Genomic DNA, 17,536 nt, shown 5'->3' with positions numbered 1-17,536 from the left:
GGCCCGGTCCCCTCCTCACCACTGCACACAACACGGCAACAACGCCTGCGGGCGCCGGGCCGGCAGCTCCACGGCCCGCCCGGCGCCCGTTCCCGGATCTACTCCGGGGATCCGTCCCGTTCCTCGTCCAACGCCACCTGCACCACGGTCGGCTGACGCCGCCTCCGGATGAGCTGGCCGCGCCCCGGCGGACGCTGGTATGCCCGGTGGTCGCCGAGCAGCGCGCCCTCCCGGTGGTCTCCGGAGAGCAGCAGCCCGTCGGTGTCCAGCTCCCGCAGACGGGACAGCAGCGGGTCCGACATCACGGAACGGCTCGCGCCGCCGACCCGCCGGGCCAGCACCAGGTGGAGACCGATCTCCCCGGCCTGGGTGATGTAGTCGGCCAGTCCCGCGAGCGGGCCCCGGTTCATCGGACCGCCACTGACAAGATCGTAATCGTCCGCGATCACATACAGCTCCGGTCCCTCCCACCAGTCACGCTGCTTCAGTTGACGGGCGGTGATGTCCGGGGGCGGCATGCGGTGGCGCAGCGTGTCCAGCAGCACGCTCGCCTGCCGTCCCACGAGGTCGGCGTCGCCGCCCTGGGCGCCGATGTACTCCTCCGGCACGGCGTCCAGCAGCCCGCGCCGGTAGTCGATCACCATGAAGCGCACTTCGCGCGCGGTGTGCCGTTCGGCGAGGCCGCGCATCCAGCTCCGCAGGAACGCGGTCTTGCCCGAGCCCGAGTCGCCGAAGACCACGAAGTGCGACTGGCCGCGGGTCATGTCCAGACCCACAGGGCGCAGGTCGACCTCGCGCAGGCCGATGGGCACCTCGCCCTCCAGCAGCGCGGGGTCCTGGCCCTCCCAGCGCCGCCCCTCACCGGACGTGGCGGAGACGGCGGCGGCCAGGTCGGTCGCGCTGACCAGTTCGGGCAGGACGCGCAGCGCCTGCGGCGCGGGACGCTTCCACGACTCGGCGATCCGGGAGACCAGCGTCGCCTGGGCCTCCGCGATCCGCTGCGTGCCGTCCTCGCCGTCCAGGCGCGGCAGGGCGATGTGGTGCACCAGGCCGTTGCCGGCGAGGCCGCGCCCCGGCACGCTCTGGCCGAGCTGGCGGGCCGCACGGCGGTTGACCTCCGACTCGGAGGGGTCGTTCAGCCGCAGTTCGAGACGGCCCGGGATGGCATCGCGGAGGTTGGGACGGACCTCCTGCCAGCGGTTGGCCGTCAGCCACAGGTGCACGCCGACGCCCAGACCGCGGGTGGCGATCTCCGTGACCACTCCGGCGAAGGAGTCGTCGGAGGCGTTCAGCGCGGCCCAGTTGTCGATCACCAGCACGACGTCGGCGGTGTGCGCCTCCGCCGGGAGGTCCCCCGCGTCGCGCCGCGCGCGCATGTCGACTGCCGACTGGATGCGCAGGTCCTGGAACATCCGCTCGCGGGCCCCGATGACGCGGGACACCTCGGCCAGCACCCGCCGGGTGCGGGTGGTGTCCCTGCGGCCCGCGACGCCGACCACGTGCGGCGCGTCCTCCATGTCGTGCAGCCCGCCGCCGCCCATGTCGACGGCGTAGAACTGCAGCTCGTCGGGGGTGTGGGTGAGCATCGCGCTGAGCATGGCGGTGCGCAGGAAGGTGCTCTTGCCGCTCTGCGGCGCGCCGACGAGGGCGACGTGCCCCTGCTTGCCCGCCAGGTCGACGACGAGAGGCTGCTGCTCCTGACGCTCCGGCAGGTCGACGACGCCGACGGGGAACTTCAGGGAGCCGGAGTAGGGCCAGTGCGTGGAGCACAGCCCCCGGTCGGCGTCGGGCTGCGCCTCGCCGAGCAGCGGGGCCAGCGTGAAGAACGGGGGCAGCGGCGGCAGCCACACCTGGTGTCCGGGGACGTCCTCGGTGATCAAGTGCCGCACCGCGATCTGGAGTTCGGTCTCGGTGGACTCCGACCACTCCCACGTCCTGGCGTCGTTCCCGGCGTCGGACGGCAGCGGCGGCAGGTCGCCCTGCACCGCGTAGCCGACCGGCTCCAGGCTCTGGCCCTCGTCCTCGCCCTGCCGCGGTGGCTCGTACGGCGCCGAGACGTGCGCGACCCTGAACCGCTCGTACACCGACTCGTCCACCTTCAGGTAGGCGGAGCCGGGGATGGCGGGCAGCGTGTACGCGTCCGAGGTGCCGATGACGGCGCGGGACTCGGCCGAACTGAAGGTGCGCAGGCAGATCCGGTACGACAGGTGCGACTCCAGGCCGCGCAGCCTGCCCTCCTCCAGGCGCTGCGTGGCCAGCAGCAGGTGCATGCCGAGCGACCGGCCGACCCGGCCGATCTGCACGAACAGGTCGATGAAGTCCGAGCGCTGGGAGAGCAGTTCGCCGAACTCGTCGACGATGATCATCAGGTACGGGAGCGGCTCCAGCGGGTTGCCGTGGATGTCCGTACCGCCCGCGGCCTGCTTGAGCTGGTACTCGCGTACGGAGTCGACGTCGCCCGCGTCCCGCAGCATCCGCTGGCGGCGCTGCTGCTCGCCCTGGAGCGCGGCGCGCATGCGGTCGACCAGGGCCAGGTCGTCGGCCAGGTTGGTGATGAGGCCCGAGACGTGCGGGAGTTCGGTGACGCCGGCGAAGGTGGCACCGCCCTTGAAGTCGACGAGGACGAAGGCCAGATGATCGGGCGAGTGCACCGTCGACAGGCCGGTCACGAGCGTGCGCAGCAGCTCACTCTTGCCGGACCCGGTGGCGCCGACGACCAGGCCGTGCGGGCCGATGCCGCCGTGCGCCGACTCCTTCAGGTCCAGCTCCAGCGGTTCGCCGGTGCCGGCGATGCCGATGGGGACGCGCAGCAGGTCGGGAGCGTCCGGGCTGCGGCGGTTCTTGGAGGGGTCCAGCGTGTTGAGGTTGGAGATCCCGAGCATGTCGGACATCGACACGCTCTCGGAGAGCACCTGGTCGCGTTCGCCGGTGAGCCGCAGCGGGGAGAGCGCGCGGGCCGCGCTCTCGCGGACGGCGGGCTGGAGCTCGTCGACGACGCCGCCCTCGACCGCGCTGTAGAGCTTGCCGTTGCGCCCCTCCAGGGACACCCCGCCCTTCTCGTCGACCCTGGCCCGTACGTCGACGCGGCCCGGCTCGTCCCGCTCCTCCGCCACCAGGCACACGACGTGCAGCGCCAGGTCGGGGCCCGCCTGCGCGAGCAGGTCGGAGACCAGCGACGTGCGCACCCACGAGGCGTTCGGGTCGAAGTCGTCCAGCACCACCACCAGGCGCTGCTTCGGGCCTTCGGAGGCGGAGGAGCCCATGAACCGGTTGGCGCGATCGGCGCGGGCGGCCAGCGCGCGGTCCAGCGTCTCCTGGAGGTGGTCCTGGAGGCTGGAGATGTCGGCGGCGACCAGCGGCACGACCTCCTGGTCGCGCAGGAGCGCGTCCGAGCCCGGATCCTGGGTGTGGGGCAGCCACTTGGTCCAGTCCCACACCGGGCTGCCGCCGCTGACGATGGCGAGGCGTACGTCGTCCGGGGCGTGCAGCACGGAGAGCTGGGTGAGCATGGTCTGCGCGAGCGCGCGGGTCTGCTCCTTGGGGCCCAGGAGGCTGACCACGCCCGCCTTGCCCAGGTCGAGCCAGGCGGGCTGTCCCGCGACGGTGTTCGCCGTCTCCACCAGTTCGGCCGCGTCGTGCTTGGCGCGCGGGTCGACCTCGGTGGTGGGGTCGTTCTGGGTCGGCATGACCAGCGGGTGCGCCAGCGGCGTCGTGCCGGTGCCGACGCGCAAGTGGAGGAAGTCGGCGTCACCGGGGCGGCGTTCCCACACCCGGCGGCGCCTGGTGGCTATCGCCCACAGCCGGTCGGGGTGGGGGTAGCGCCACACGGCGGCCAGCCGCTGCGCCGCGGCGACCCGCAGCGTCTCCTTGCGGACGCCGGCCAGGTACTCCAGGTACTTCTCCCGCTGCTGCTCCTGGTTGCGCCGCCGCCCGGCGCGAAGCTGCATGCGCACACCGATGGTGACGCCCACGGACAGCACGACGAACGCGATGCCCAGCAGGATCATCCACGGCTTGCCGTTCGCGATCATGTACGCGGCCATGGAGAAGCTGCTCAGCAGGGGCAACAGCAGCATGACCCACTGCGCCGCGCCCGGCGGCTGCGGTTTCTGCGGCAATGTGGCCAGCGTGGTCTTCCCCTCCGGCATGGGCGGAGGAGCGATCCGGACCGGACGGTGGAAGGGGATTCGACTCATGGATGTGCTGCCTCAAGGGGTCACGGGGGAGCGAGCGTTCCGCGCGGAGGCGGGCTCGGGTGCGCTGCTGGAGGACGGGGGCGGCCGGGGCCGGCGGGCGGTTGCCTGTTTCTCTACGTCTTACCGTTCACGGCATCCGCTACGGCGTCGTCGACTTCTTGGAGCGGGCTGACCTTGTTCTGGTCGTCCGGCGTGTTGACCCCGCCGTAATAGTCCACATAGGCGTCGAGATCCGACCCTTCGGCTCCAGCGTTCGCATACCGGTCCTCCCTTTCCATGTTCTCCTTGTCCGCCTCCGAGAAGTCAGTGGAGTAGTTGGCGCCGATGGCGGTGTTGTCCTTGTCGAGACTGTCCTTCGGGTCCGACTCGGGCCGCTCCATCATGTCGTTCAGGGCGCCGGTCATCTTGTCGAACATGATCTTGGCGTTGTGGTCGGCGTTGGCGTAGTTGTCCGCGACCTTCTGGACACCGCTGGCCAGAACAGGCAACAGGCCGTCCTCCGCGCTCAGTTCCTCGTTGTTCTCCTCGTCCTTCTTCCTTTCCTCGGGCGTCTTCTCAGGGCCGAAGATCTTGTGGATGACGCTCTGCCACCTGTCCGTGACGTCTTCGAAATCCTCGGACGACTTTCCCGCCCAGTTCAACTTCAGCTCTTTCAGCGTGGAGTTGATGGTGTTGAGGTGCTCGCCGATGACGCGGGAGTGCTCCGCGATCTTTTTGGCCTGCTCCCTCAAATCCTCGGGATCCACCCTGAGCTTGACGTAGTCGTAGTTGGCCGACGAATCACTCAACGCTGGTCACCCATTCCCTCGGGTCGCACACTTTTCTGAGCCGCCTTGTCTGCCAAGTGACCGCGCTATCACCGGAGTTCACCCGGAAACAATGACAATGCGCCGTATTGTCTGGTACACCTGGAGCATGAGCGACAGCGACAGCAAGGCAGAGGAATCGAAGTACGATGAAAACCCGCTGAGCCCGCCCGACGAGGACAGCGACGACAGCGGCGACGGCAGCACGGAGGACTTCCCGAACAAGGGCGACGACGAGTCCGCTCAGATACCCGAAGTCAACATGCTGTGGCTCTCCCCGCCCAGCTTCAACCTCTCCCCGCAGGGCGGCAGTTCCGGCGGGGAGGACAACAGTGTCGACGCGAAGGCCCCTTACACGGAGAGGCCCATCAGCGTCGACACCGAATCCATCCGGTCCGGCGAAGAGACCATGCTCCAGAGCACCAAGGACGCGGTCAGCAGCTACAAGAAACTCCAGTCGAGCGTCGCCGAAGCCACCGACATATCGGCGGACGACGAGGGCGACAACACCTTCGGAGTGGGCCTGGAGACCGGCAGTCAGCCAGGCTCCAAGTTCGCGGGAGGCACGCCGCAGCCGGATGTCGAAATGGTCTCCAGCCAGTTCGACGGCAAGGAATTCGCCGACGTGATCAACCCGCTCCAGCAGCAGGTCCTCGCCGGCGTCGGCAGCCTCCTGGAGACCACCGGCGAATTCATCGCCATGATCAACCAGGCCGGACAGGCCATGGCACAGGCGGACCGCGACTCCGAATTCCCCGAACCGCCGCCCCGCGCCTGAGAACGGCGGGCGTCCCCCGGCGGACGCCGCACGGACGAGGGGCCGGCGCCGAAGGGGACCGGCCCCTCGTCCGCGCCGCGCGCACCGGTCCGCGCGAGGACCGGCCCAGGAGGACACACCGGCGCCGCGCCCCGTCCGGTGTATGTCCGCCGTGCTCTCCATGGTCACTTCCCCGCCCCGTCTGGTCTGGTCGCCGCCCGTCCGTGCTCCGCCGCCGTCTCCCGGTTACGCGTCGCCGCCGCTCGGCGTGACGTTCTGGAAGTTCTTCTCCTCGGCGTCCTGGTAGTTCTCGTGCGAGATCTTCATCCGGATGATGATCTCCAGGAGCAGTTCCAGGAGTTCCTTCTGCAGGTCCCTGAACCAAAGCTGCATGGGCTCGAACGTGTCGTACGCGGGGCCCTTCCAGTTCTCGTTGATCTCGCTCATCAGCTTCTCGATGGAGTCCATCTCGTGGCCGATCTCCACCGCGATGTTGCCGACCTTGTCCGTCGCCCTGCTGAGAGCCGCCAGGTCGATCCTGAGCAGCTGGTGGGCGGCACCCTTGTACTCGTCGTACGAGTCCTTGTAGTCGTTGCGCGCGTCGTTGTAGTTGTCGCGCGCCTTCTCGTACTCCTCGTACTTGCCCTCGTACTCGTCGTGCGCGTCCTGGAGGGCCTTCTTGTCGGCGTCGTGTTCCGCCTGCGTGTAGTCCGGGTCGGCGCCCGCCCGGTCCTCGATCTCCGAGGCCGTCTTCTCGTACTTGTCGCGCGCGGCCTCGATCTCGTCGCTCGCGTCCTGGAAATCGGATTGCTCCGCCTTGAAGTCGTCCTCCTTGCCGGAGAATTCGTCCACGGTGGATTGGAGATCATCGCGTTCGCTCATCGCGCGACAGCCCCTTCCGCTGGGCGGCCGGGCCGGGTGAACCGGCCGGATCGGCTGGAGTGGGAGTGGTCGGACCCGCTCACTGCGCGCCCTCCTGCGGTGCGACCTGCGGCAGGTCCTCCGGGAGCAGCGTGGAGAGCACGTTCGCGTCCTCGGTGGTCAGGTCGAGGACGGAGAGGTCGAGCTCCGCCACCCGGTGCGCGTGCCGCTCCGTCATCTTCTGGAAGACCTGGCGCGCGCTGCGGCCGTTGCCGAAGCCCTCGCCGCGGGGCAGCGCGTCGAAGTACGCGCGCAGCGCGTCCACCGTCTCGGGCGCGCAGTGGTACTGGTGGCTCTCCGCCTGGTACTCGACGATCCGCACCAGGTCCTCCGACGCGTAGTCGTCGAAGGTGAGGGTGCGGGTGAAGCGGGAGGCGAGACCCGCGTTCGACTCCAGGAAGCGGTTCATGTCGGCCGGATAGCCGGCGACGATGACGACCACCTCGTCGCGGTGGTCCTCCATCAGCTTCACCAGCGTGGCCACGGCCTCGGAGCCGAAGTCGTTGCCGATCCCGTGCGGGACGAGCGAGTACGCCTCGTCGATGAAGAGCACGCCGCCCAGGGCGCGCCGGAACACCGCCGTGGTCTTCGGCGCCGTGTGCCCGACGTACTCGCCGACGAGCTGGGTGCGGTCCGCCTCGACGAGGTGCCCGCGCTCCAGCAGCCCGAGAGCCGCGAGGAACCCGCCGTAGAGCCTGGCCACCGTCGTCTTGCCGGTGCCCGGGTTGCCCGCGAACACCAGGTGGCGGCTGAGCGGGGGCGGCGAAAGGCCCGCGTCCTCGCGGACCTTGACCATCTGCATCAGCTTGGTCATCGACATGACGTCGCGCTTGACGGTCTCCAGGCCGACGAGCCGGTCGAGTTCGGCGCGCAGTTCCGCGAGCCGCTCCTCGGACGCGTTGTCCTCCCCGGACTCCGCCTCGCCCCGGGAGCCCCGCCCCTTGTCCTTGCCCTTGCCCGCGTCGGAGGGCGCGCCCGCGACGGCGGCCACGCGGCGCCTGGCACCCTCGCCCTCGCCCCCGTCCAGCGTGGGCAGCACGGCGTCCTCCACGCCGTCGACGACGCAGTCCTCGGCGCGCACGTCGGCCTCCTCGTCCCGCAGCAGGTCCTGCTCGGACCCGGAGACGGCGCAACGCCGCAGCTCGGGACGGGACTTGGCGCCCGCGTAGACGGCGGGGAAGCGGCTGTCGGAGATCTCGCAGTCCTCGAACAGGCCCTCGCCGCGCTCCTCGACGAACAGCCCGTTCTTCGCGGCCCTCTCCACGGCCATGCCGCGGATGCGGGGCTGCGCGCCCGCCCGTACGACGATGCCGCTGCCGGCGGGCTCGCGTACCGCGCCGCCGTCGACGACGAGCGTGGAGTCGGTGTCGAGCACCATCCCGGACGAGCCGCTGCGCTGCACCGTCACGTTCTCCAGCAGTCCGCCGGTGGCGGGCCCCACCTCGATCCCCGTACCGCCGACGTCGCTGATCTCGCAGCCCACCAGCAGCGGCCGGTGCGTGGTGCGGATCCTGACGCCCACCCGGGTCCCGCTGATCCGGCAGTCGCGCAGCGCCGCGTCGCCCCCGTCGACGCAGACGCCGACCAGCTCGGTGTCCTTCGTCTCGCAGTCGGCGGCGATCAGTTCGGCGCGCTCCGTGGCCCGCATCCCGTACTCGGGGGTGCCGGTCACCGTGCATCCCGCGAGCCGGCCGCGGGCGCTGCCGCCGAGGTGCACGGCGGTGTACGAGGTGTCCTTGACGGTGCAGTCGGTGAAGGTCACCTCGGCGTCCTCCACCGCGTAGACGCCGTTCGCCCCGGTGCGGGCGAAGGTGCTCCCGTCGGCCACCGTCCCGGCCTTGCCGGTCACCACCAGGGCGCTGTCGCCGGTGTCCACCGCCCGCACCTGGCTCATCCTGAAGGCGCTGGAACCGGTGGCGATCAGGGCGGCGCCTTCGGTGTGGTGGACGTGGCACTCCTCCAGCAGCGCGGAGGTCTCGCCGTCGGCGAGCACACCGGCGCCCGCGGTGCGGAAGATCTCGCAGGAGCGCAGCCGCACCCCGTACGCGTCGGTGTCCTCGTCGGCCGAGGACGCGCCCGACGCGCCCGGCGCGCCGTCAACGCCGTCGCGGCCGTTCCGCGCGGCGCCGCCGGTCCGGTCGGCCCTGCGCCCCGCAGAGCCGGCGAGCCTGACGCCCTGCGCGCCCGTCTCGTGCACCCGGCACTCGCGCAGCAGCGCCGACGACCTGGCGTCGGCGACCAGTCCGGCCCCGGCGCTGTGCTTGATCTCGCAGCGGGTCAGGCTCGCCTGGGCCGCGCCGCCGAGGTACACGCCGCGGGCCGCGACCTCCTCGATGACCAGCTCGGTGGCGTCGAGCCGCGCCTCGTCGTCGGCGATGACGCCGTCGCCCTCGCAGCCGCTGACGCCGCACTGCTCCATCGTGGTGCGGCTGGTGCCGGCCAGCCGGACGGCGGCGAGCGCGGCGCCCCGCACGGTGCAGCCCGTGAACGTGGGCGCCGCCGCCTCGGAGACCTCGATCCGGCCACCGGTGATCTCGCAGTCGCGCAGCACCGGTTCGCCGGAGCGCAGCAGCACGGCGGGCTCGCGGGGAGCTGACGCCTCGAAGGTGATGCCGCGCACCTCGGGAGAGCCGCCGTGTGCGGTGAGGGCCGGGCCGCGGGCGGCGACGACGCGGACGCTGCCCGCGCCCTTCTCCGCCACCAGCGTCACGTCCTTGTCCACGACGACGCTCTCGTTGTACGTACCGGCCCGGACGGTGACGACGGTGCCGGGACCCGCGCCGCGCACGGCCGCTGTGATCGTCCGGTGCGCGCCCCAGCTCCCCGGTGCCACCCGCTGCTGCTTGCCGCCCTTCACCGCACGTACCTCCGGACGGCCGCGGGCATGAGCACACGCCGTACGACGGCCGAGGGGTGAGTGAGGCTCGGGGTCACAGCGACCCTCCGAGGTTCATGAGCCCCTCGAAGACGCCGAACACCCCGACGGCCAGCGGCACGCACACCATGGCCAGGAAGCTGGCCAGGCCGGTGAGCCACTTGGGCCGCTCGGTCAGGTCCACCGTCCGCACGGCGGCCCGGAAGGCCATGCCGATGCCGCACGCGGTCAGCACCACCCCGGCGCCGAACGCCACGAGCGCGCCGGGAACCGGCTCGCCGAAGAGCACCTCGGGCAGCCGGGCGAAGAGGGCGACCAGGCCCACCGTGCCCACCGCCAGCATCGGCCCGACGGCCGGAAGCATCCGCGCCGCCCCGGCCTCCAGCAGCACGGCCGTGCTCGCGCAGCCCAGCAGCCCGAAGGCGTAGGCGTTCTCCGAGAGGCACAGCAGTACGAAGCAGGTGCCCAGCACCACGGCGAGCACCGTCGTCAGGAAGGCCAGCAGACGGTTGCTGCGGCGCACGGCGGCGGAGACCTCGTCGCTCTCGCGCATCGGGCGGTCCGGCTGCCCGCCGGGTGCCAGAACGGCGATCTGGCTGGCCACCCGCGGCAGCACGCGGAAGAGCAGCAGTACGACGACGGCCACCACGGCGGCCGAGGCGGAACGGTCGGCGCCCAGCACCGCCAGCGGAATCGTGAGCACCATGGCGGTGGTCGCGAAGATCATCACCACCACCGTGGAGACCGCGGGCAGCGCCAGCAGCGCGGCGATGGCCCCGAGCACGAGCGACGCCGTGGCGAGGGCAGGTCCCGCCACGGGACCGTCGAACGGCAGCCCGATCCCGGCGGCCGCCACCATCGGTACGGCGGCCAGCGCCATGATCTGGCGCACCGCTGACGGCACAGGCCAGCTCTTGCGGGTCGCGTACCAGGCGGTCAGCGCCGAGGCGAGGCCGATCAGCCAGAACATCACCACGGCAGGGCCCGCCTGCTGGCGGAGGCTGAGCGCGCCCGCGGCCAGCACGCTCCCGAACAGGCCGCACACCAGCACCGACAGCGCGCGGTTGCGCGCGTTCCAGGGGAGGGTCCCCTCGTTGGCGGCGGACACCTGGTCGTCGAGGTCGGTGACGGAGGGGTCCAGGTCCTCTTCCGCACGGCAGTCGCGCAGATAGAGGACGGTGCCGTCGAGGACTCCCGCCTGCTCCAGCGAATCGCCGGGGGCGAGCGGCATGGCGCCGGCGGGTGCCAGCGACCACACCGGGGGCATCGCCTCGGACTCCTCCTCGCCGCACATTCCGGCGAGTCGGGGGGCGTACTCCGCTATCGGGGTACGCACGGGCAACGCGAGATCCACGCTCTTGCGCTCACCGATCACGGTGACGCGGCAGCGTTCATCGGGCACGAGGTCGTCTTCCTTGTCCCGGCTCCTGCGGGCCCTCTCCGGTCACGCCCGGGACCCGTGCCGGTCCCGGTCCTCCGGGCTCCCCAGGAGCCGCACGAGTGTGGTCAGTGCTTCCAGGTGGAGACGTTGGACCACTCGGCGTCACTGTAGTTGTTCCAGTTCACATCCATCGCGTGGGCGATTCGGCCGAGCACGCCCTCGGGACCGAAGAGCCCCTCGGCGGCGATGTCCCACTCGTTCTGCATGTCCTGGTAGTAGCTGGCGGCCTGGCTCTGGTTCCAGGCGTCGGCGAGCGGCGCCAGCCTGCCCTTCAGGCGCGCCAGTTCGTCGGAGATGGCTGCGGCACGGCTGTTGAGGTACTTGCCCGCCTCGCCGAGCCCCTCGCCGACGTACAGCCGTGCGCTATCGATGTTGGCCATGCGTGCTCCTCGTCAAATACACCGTCTGCTGGGGAGGTTGCGGACCCACTCCACCGGGCCAGCGGGGCGGGTCAGTCGAAGTTGGCCACCGGCTTCTGGCCCCCGGCGCCGTTGCCGTCGATCGCCTGGTGGATCTCGCCGCTGCCGCCGGACGGCGTGGGGATGTCCGCACCCAGTGAGTGGAGATTCGAGAGGTTGCGCTCCTCGCTCTCCTTGTAGTTGACGTAGTTGCCCTGGAGGCCCTTGGAGATACCGGTCAGCGCCTGGTGCAGCATGCGGGCGTAGTTGTCGTACTGCTGCATCAGCGTCTGGAACTGCTGGTGCGCGACGCCCTGCCAGCTGCTTTCCAGACTGACCACGTAGCTCTTGAGCTCCGCGAGGTCGGACGCGATCTGGTTCGCGGTCTTCGCCGCGTCAGCCGATGCGCCGGCCAGGTACTCGGGCGTCACGCGGTACTGCACGCCACCGACGCTGGTGGTAGGCCGCTGGTCCGCCATAGCGGATCCGCCTCCCTTCTCTGATAACTGCCAGATACCTCGACGGGCCCTCTCGGACCGGAATTCACCAAGGGCCGGGAGAACTCACCACTGCTTCATTGCCGCTTCATGGCTGCTTCGTGCGGACAGGCGTGAACACCGGTCGGCGGGGCCGCTTTCGCCGCCGATGTCAGGAATCGCCCGCGGCGATGCCCCTGCGAATGGTGGCCACCTTCGGCATCCGTTCCCCACGGTGGCCGCACCCCCTCCCGGGACGTGCCGACCGCAATGACATGCCCCTTCCACAACTCCGTCAGGAGAGTACCTGACGCTAGACCGGACCAGGCAAGGCGCCAAGTGCCCAGTGGCTAGCGCCTACTCACACTGTTCACACGCAATTATCGGGACAGTGGTTCCTCGCGTCCGACGGCATCCCTTGGCGGGCTTCTCGCATATCGAGAAACTCAAGGTTGTTTCCCGGCACACGGACCTCGCCTCCAGTCCGTTTCCATCCCGTTTCTCACGGGTTTTCCCCTTCAAGTGCCCTGGTACAGCCGCCGGACGGGCCGCGGCTGCCCGATCGGGCAGACGCGGCTCCCGCAGGGGAGCCGATGAAGCTATTCACCAACACCTCTGTGAACGCCGCGCGTTGCCCCGTACCAAGGAGCGGAGGCACGCCTCCGGCAGCGATCGGCCCAGCCTGCCCGGCCCCTTGCGACCGCATTCCCACGTCGCCATTCCCCTCCGCCGGGAATTCCACGCGGCGGCAAACGGGCACGACCCCCACACCGGAAAGCGCGGAACGGGCATGCGCTCACAGGCGCGCGGCGCGTTCCGGGGAGGGGACCGGCGGTGTGGGCCGCGAAGTGACATCTGTGTGAAGTGCGGCGCGGAGGCGGGGAGTGGCGGGGAGTCAGTTGTGCGAGCGGTCTACTGTGTTGAGGTATGAACTTTTAGGTCTCCCGCTGCGTCTGAGTTCGGGGGTACGCGGATGTGCGGGGACCCGGGCGGTGGTTCTGGTGGGTCCGGAGACGACGAGGGGTCGGAAGAGCAGTGAGTGAGTCACCGAACGAGGACGCCAAGCGGCGGGAGCGGGCGCGTCGGGTCGATGCGCTGACCGACGCCTCCCGGCAGCCGGGCGAGGGCCCGCGCCTTGGTACGCGAATAGCCGGGGCCGTGGCGGTGGTGGCGCTCGCCGCCGGTGCCACGCTGGGGATCGGCGCGTGGAACTCGTACCAGACGGAGCAGCAGAAGAAGGAGGCCGCGGCCAAAGCGGCTCACGAGCGGGAACAGGCCGCCGCGGCACGGCGGGTGAAGGAGTCGCCCTCGCCCAGTGCCTCCGCGTCGAAGCAGAAGGAAGAGCCGCAGAAGCACACGAAGGAGCCGACCTCCCGCCCGGCCGACGAGGTCGAGAAGCCGAGGAAGACGGTCAAGAAGCCCGAGCCGGACGTCAGGCTGAACGAGAAGACGAAGAAGGGCGGGGCCGGCTACTCCCGCATCGTGCTCGCCAACAAGGCCAGCAACATGTGCGCCGACCTGCCGGGCTTCGATGGGCACCCGGAGGGCGGCCCGGTCAACCAGTACCACTGCAACGCCAGCGACCAGGACAACCAGCTCTGGAACATCTCCGTCTCGCACCCGGGCGCCGGCGCCGACGGGGGTGACCTGGTGATGATCGCCAATCAGAAGGACAACCTCTGCTTCGACCTGCCCGACAAGGGCGGCAAGCCGTACGGCACCCGCGTCGTCGAATCCCCGTGCAACAACGGGATGGACGACAACCAGCAGTGGCGGATCGAGAACCTGCCCGACGGCAGCAAGAAGCTCCACAACTTCGCCAGCAGGGGCAAGTGCCTGATGGTGCACGGCAATTCCAACGACCCGGACGCGCCCTTGACCATCGGCCCGTGCGACACACCCACTTCCAACTGGTACATCCGCCAGTAACCGACTGACCTGCGATCCGGGATGGGCGGGGCCAACCTGGATCGTCCACCCCAGATCGTGTCCTCGATGACTGGTTTTCGGGTGATTCGGGGAGCACTATGCATGTATGGACAGCGGTGGTGGGGTCGCTTCTCCCAGCCCGCAGGTGCCTCCGAGGCGTCGTAATGCGGTGCTGAAGCTGTACGACGGGCCCGTGTATCGCGACGGAGCGTTCTGGGCGACCGTCGGGATCATGCTGCTGGGCGCCGTCAGCATCGGAACGAGTTCCGAACCGACCACCAGCGGCCTGCCCCGCTGGCTGGACACGGCGCTCGCGACGCTGACCTTCGGGCTCCTCTTCGGTGCGCTTCCCGCCTGGGTCCGGCTGCGGGTGCGGAGGTGGAGATCTCGGCGGCAGCGGACGCCGGAGATCAGCGCCCAGCAGCCGCGCACCGAACCTGCTGCCGCCCCTGCACGGCCACCGGCCCCGGGCGGGACCACTTCCGCGTCGAGGGCCGGCGCTCCCGTACGCCAGGCCGCGGGTGATGCGGTGCGGTCCTCCGCTCCGGCTGCCCAGGTGTCTCCGAAAGCTCAGGCGGAGACCGCTTCGGAGCGGCTCTCCAAGGCGTGCGCGACCTTCCCGCACCCGGTGGCCCGGGCCGTGCACGGGCTGCAGCGGGCCCACACGTCCAAGGACGAGTACGACGCGATGCTCGACGCGGCGGAGACGCTCGCGCTCACCGTGTGCGTGACCGCCGCGGCGCTGCTCCACGAGCACGGCGCCGGGGAACGCAATCTGGCGAGGCTCAGGAAGAGTTACGAGGGGTCAGGGCCCACCTTCGGCGCCTGGACGAACTGGCTCCTGCACTCCACTGCCCTGCTCGCGGGCAACCCCGGCCTCGTACCCGGACTGCACGAAGCGCTGCGGCACGGCGACGGCGATGCCGGGCTTCTGGCGCACCTCGACGCGCTGCGTGTGGAGCGCAACCACGCGGCGCACCGGCAGGGGCCCAAGGCGCCGGAAGAGGCGGCGGTCCGTGTGCGCGACGGCATGGCGCATCTGGAACAGGCGTTGGCGAAGGCGGAGTTCCTCACGCGGCTGCCCTGGGTGCTCGTGGTGTCCAGCGACTATCGGCCGAGGCAGGCGACGTTCCAGGTCGCGGCGCAGTACGCGATGGGGGACAACCCCGACCACGACCTGCGCACGTACACCTGGAACGTCCCTGCGGCGAACGACACCTTCTACGTGCTCACCGAGAACGGCCCCGTGTCCCTGTCGCCCTTCGTGACGCACCGGTACTGCGAGGACTGCCGGCAGCGGGAGTCCTGCCACGCCGTGCGGCTGGCGAAGAACGGGACCGCGGTGCTGCAGAGTTTCGCGTACGGGCACGAGATCGAAGATCGCGAACTGGGTGAGGAGCTCAGGGCGTTGCCCCGGTAGCTATCCCCGTGCTCCCGCCACCCGTGCCGCCGACGTGCCCAGACCCGTCGGTGGGCCCGGGAGGTGTGTTGGGGCCGGCGAGGCCTTGGTGGGGCCTGTGTGGCGGTGGCAGTCGGATTCCTTGTAGCGGTGGCAGTCGCGGTGCCAGGTGGCGATGCCGGCGATCCAGAGTTCGAGGTCGCGCACGTAGGCACCGAGGGCGGCGACCGTCTCGTCGGTGAGGCCGTACTCGGCGGCGTACACCGGGAGTTCGTGGTCCACGACGTGCCGGAACTGGCTCATGCGGGAGCTCATCAGGTCCGCGGTGATCGCGAGGCCGGTGGGGTAGTCGACGTCGAAGAAGTTCTGGACGACGAGGACGCAGTTGTGGACCTCGCCCTCGAACTCGATCTCCTTCTGGTACGAGTGCACGTCGTTGATCAGGCACGCGTAGTCCGAGGCCGCGTTCTCCAGCGCGCGCACCGGGCCGCTGGCGAAGACCTCCGGCGCGATCACGTCGCCGAGCGCCAGCCGGGAGAGGCTGATGGTCAGCGAGGAACCGAAGGTGAGGCGCCGCATCTCGATGTAGTCGACGGGGTCGGGGATACGGTTCTGCGCCTGGTTCGCCAGCTCCCACAGCCAGCTGTCGAGCATCACGTCGACGGCCGTGCGGAAGGACCGGCGGCCGGTCGGGGTCAGCGGTCCGGCGGTGCGGGACCAGAGCTCGGCGAGGCCGCGCTCCAGCGCGTTCGCCGGGGTCGGGGAGGCGGCCGGGCCCGGTTCGTCGACCGGCATGAACCCCTTCAGGCGCTCCGTCTGCGCCTTCGCGCCGGCCAGATCGCGGGGCCTGCCGAAGACCGCGGGGTAGTAGTCGTCGCCGTACGTGCCCCAGGCCAGCCACGCCGAGGTGATGTCCAACTGGTCGGCTGTGGCGTCCGGGTGGATGCCCGCGGCGCACAGCGGCAGGTCGTAGTCGCGCAGCCGCTCCTCGTCCCAGACGTCGGAGTGCGGGACGCCGGGCTGCGGCCGCAGGATGCCCATGCGGTGCGACCACTCCACGAGATTGCGCCGCGCGCCCTCGAGGTGGGGGCTGTGCCGGTCCGCGTACGGGATGCCGGCCGACTCGGGGATCTGCGAGGGGCCGACCCGCTCGTACGGTACGTGGCCGTGGCTGCGGGCGCGGGCGGTCTCGGCGCGCACGGTGGTGAGCTGCCCCAGCCCGAGCTGTCCCGGCCCGAGCTGCCCCACGTCGGCGGCCGAGGTGCCCAGGGCCGCCGCGAGCCCGAAGAGGGGGCTGCCAGGCATGGCCCGCGAGGGACCGGCGGCGCTCTCACCCGCTCCCTCCCCCGCACCGTTCATGTACCGGCTGGACCGCATGTGCCACTCGTGGCCGCCCGCCTGCCAGTCCTGGAGCCCCTTCACGTACTTGAGCACCGCCGCGCGCTCGTGCGGCGCGAGGGCGAACTCGGCGAAGAGGGGCTCCAGTTCGGTCAGCGCGGTGTTCTCGAACTGCTGGATGCGGGAGGTCAGCAGGTCGTTGACGGACTCCGCCGCCTCCTGGGTCGAGCAGTCGAGGAAGGTCTCCATGACCAGGACACCGTTGCTGAGCTCGCCCTCGGTGCCGACCTCGCGCTCGTACGAGAAGAGGTCGTTCCGCAGGTGCACGGCGTCGGAGAAGCTGTCGCGCAGCACGCGCAGCGGCCTGGACTCCGCGACGGCGTGCGGCACTTCGGCGCGCTCCGACACCTCGACGAGGCCGGCCGACCAGGGGGCGCCGCCGACCTTGCGGCGCATCTCGATGTACTCGACCGGATTGGCGATCCGCTCCGCTGTGATGTTGTCGAGCTCCCACAGGGACTCGTTCAGCAGGTTCCTGGTGCTCTCGGAGAAGCGCGAGCGCCAGCCGTCCGACATCGCGGGAACGGTGCGCGCCCACAGATCGGCGAGCCCGGCCTCCACCGGATTGCGCGGCTCCAGCACCGGGGCCGAACCGTCCAGCGGCATGAAGGCGGGGAGCCTGTCCAGGTGCTCCTTGCCGCCCGCACGGTCGCGCGGGTACTTGAACAGCTCCAGGAAGTGGTCGTCGAAGAAGAAGACCCACACATACCAGTCGGTGATCAGGTCCAGGTCGGGGCCCGAGGCGTCGGGGTGGGTGTAGGCGCACAGCAGCGCGTAGTCGTGGGCGTCCAGGTCGGAGGTGTCCCACACGCCGGAGCCCTCCAGCATGCCCATCTGCCCCGCCCACTCCTTGGAATGGACCCTGGCGGTCTCCAGGTGCGGATTCAGCCTGGCGGGATACGGCGTGTAGAAGTCCGGCAGGTCAAACGGCTGTGACACG

Annotated in this window: 11 protein-coding genes; 3 read left to right on the top strand and 8 right to left on the bottom strand. The window is 70.4% G+C overall.

Annotation, left to right across the window (positions count from 1 at the left end; translation table 11 throughout):
* Window positions 1-98: 98 nt before the first annotated feature.
* Both eccCa and ABEE00_RS22390 read right to left on the bottom strand, forming a co-directional pair.
* The gene (gene eccCa / locus ABEE00_RS22395) at window positions 99-4,148 is read right to left on the bottom strand and encodes a type VII secretion protein EccCa (RefSeq protein ID WP_345747403.1); all 4,050 of its coding nucleotides are present in this window, start codon (window positions 4,146-4,148) and stop codon (window positions 99-101) included.
* A 161-nt stretch (window positions 4,149-4,309) separates the two neighbouring features.
* The gene (locus ABEE00_RS22390; protein WP_345747402.1) at window positions 4,310-4,984 is read right to left on the bottom strand and encodes a WXG100 family type VII secretion target; all 675 of its coding nucleotides are present in this window, start codon (window positions 4,982-4,984) and stop codon (window positions 4,310-4,312) included.
* Window positions 4,985-5,111: 127 nt separating this feature from the next.
* Between ABEE00_RS22390 and ABEE00_RS22385 the strand changes: the two genes are divergently transcribed.
* Complete coding sequence (locus tag ABEE00_RS22385; RefSeq protein ID WP_345747401.1) at window positions 5,112-5,780, top strand: hypothetical protein; 669 nt, start codon at window positions 5,112-5,114, stop codon at window positions 5,778-5,780.
* 225 nt (window positions 5,781-6,005) lie between these two features.
* On the opposite strand, the gene ABEE00_RS22380 is transcribed toward ABEE00_RS22385, so the two are convergent.
* The 5 genes from ABEE00_RS22380 to ABEE00_RS22360 all read right to left on the bottom strand — a co-directional run bounded on the left by ABEE00_RS22380 (window position 6,006) and on the right by ABEE00_RS22360 (window position 11,837).
* The gene (locus ABEE00_RS22380; RefSeq protein ID WP_345747400.1) at window positions 6,006-6,641 is read right to left on the bottom strand and encodes a WXG100 family type VII secretion target; all 636 of its coding nucleotides are present in this window, start codon (window positions 6,639-6,641) and stop codon (window positions 6,006-6,008) included.
* Window positions 6,642-6,720: 79 nt separating this feature from the next.
* Complete coding sequence (locus ABEE00_RS22375) at window positions 6,721-9,537, bottom strand: right-handed parallel beta-helix repeat-containing protein (protein WP_345747399.1); 2,817 nt, start codon at window positions 9,535-9,537, stop codon at window positions 6,721-6,723.
* Window positions 9,538-9,610: 73 nt separating this feature from the next.
* A complete protein-coding gene (locus ABEE00_RS22370; RefSeq protein ID WP_345747398.1) occupies window positions 9,611-10,957 on the bottom strand; it encodes an EsaB/YukD family protein in 1,347 nt (448 codons plus the stop codon).
* A 104-nt stretch (window positions 10,958-11,061) separates the two neighbouring features.
* Window positions 11,062-11,376 (bottom strand): WXG100 family type VII secretion target, encoded by a 315-nt coding sequence (locus ABEE00_RS22365; RefSeq protein WP_345747397.1) that lies wholly within the window; start codon window positions 11,374-11,376, stop codon window positions 11,062-11,064.
* A gap of 71 nt (window positions 11,377-11,447) precedes the next feature.
* Window positions 11,448-11,837 carry a WXG100 family type VII secretion target gene (locus ABEE00_RS22360; RefSeq protein WP_345747396.1) on the bottom strand — a complete coding sequence of 130 codons (390 nt, stop codon included), beginning with the start codon at window positions 11,835-11,837 and terminating at the stop codon, window positions 11,448-11,450.
* Between the two features lie 1,068 nt (window positions 11,838-12,905).
* On the opposite strand from ABEE00_RS22360, the gene ABEE00_RS22355 reads away from it, so the two are divergent.
* Entirely contained in the window at window positions 12,906-13,799 is an 894-nt protein-coding gene (locus ABEE00_RS22355; protein WP_345747395.1) for an RICIN domain-containing protein, read from the top strand.
* Window positions 13,800-13,992: 193 nt separating this feature from the next.
* Window positions 13,993-15,219: a hypothetical protein gene (locus ABEE00_RS22350; RefSeq protein WP_345747394.1), complete on the top strand. Its 1,227-nt coding sequence runs from the start codon at window positions 13,993-13,995 to the stop codon at window positions 15,217-15,219.
* Here ABEE00_RS22350 and ABEE00_RS22345 read toward each other — a convergent pair whose 3' ends face one another.
* A complete protein-coding gene (locus ABEE00_RS22345) occupies window positions 15,220-17,535 on the bottom strand; it encodes a terpene synthase family protein (RefSeq protein WP_345747393.1) in 2,316 nt (771 codons plus the stop codon).
* Between the last annotated feature and the right edge of the window lies 1 nt (window position 17,536).

This window comes from Streptomyces odontomachicola (assembly GCF_039605595.1).
GTDB lineage: Bacteria > Actinomycetota > Actinomycetes > Streptomycetales > Streptomycetaceae > Streptomyces.
Note: the sequence above shows the minus strand (reverse complement) of the source record. Positions and strands in the feature narration are given on the sequence as shown.

What these genes read in the sequence shown, in the direction of transcription:
- ABEE00_RS22385 (WP_345747401.1), top strand. Translation starts at nt 5,112, where the DNA reads ATGAGCGACAGCGACAGCAAGGCAGAGGAATCGAAGTACGATGAAAAC.
- ABEE00_RS22365 (WP_345747397.1), bottom strand. Translation starts at nt 11,376, where the DNA reads ATGGCCAACATCGATAGCGCACGGCTGTACGTCGGCGAGGGGCTCGGC.
- ABEE00_RS22380 (WP_345747400.1), bottom strand. Translation starts at nt 6,641, where the DNA reads ATGAGCGAACGCGATGATCTCCAATCCACCGTGGACGAATTCTCCGGC.
- eccCa (WP_345747403.1), bottom strand. Translation starts at nt 4,148, where the DNA reads ATGCCGGAGGGGAAGACCACGCTGGCCACATTGCCGCAGAAACCGCAG.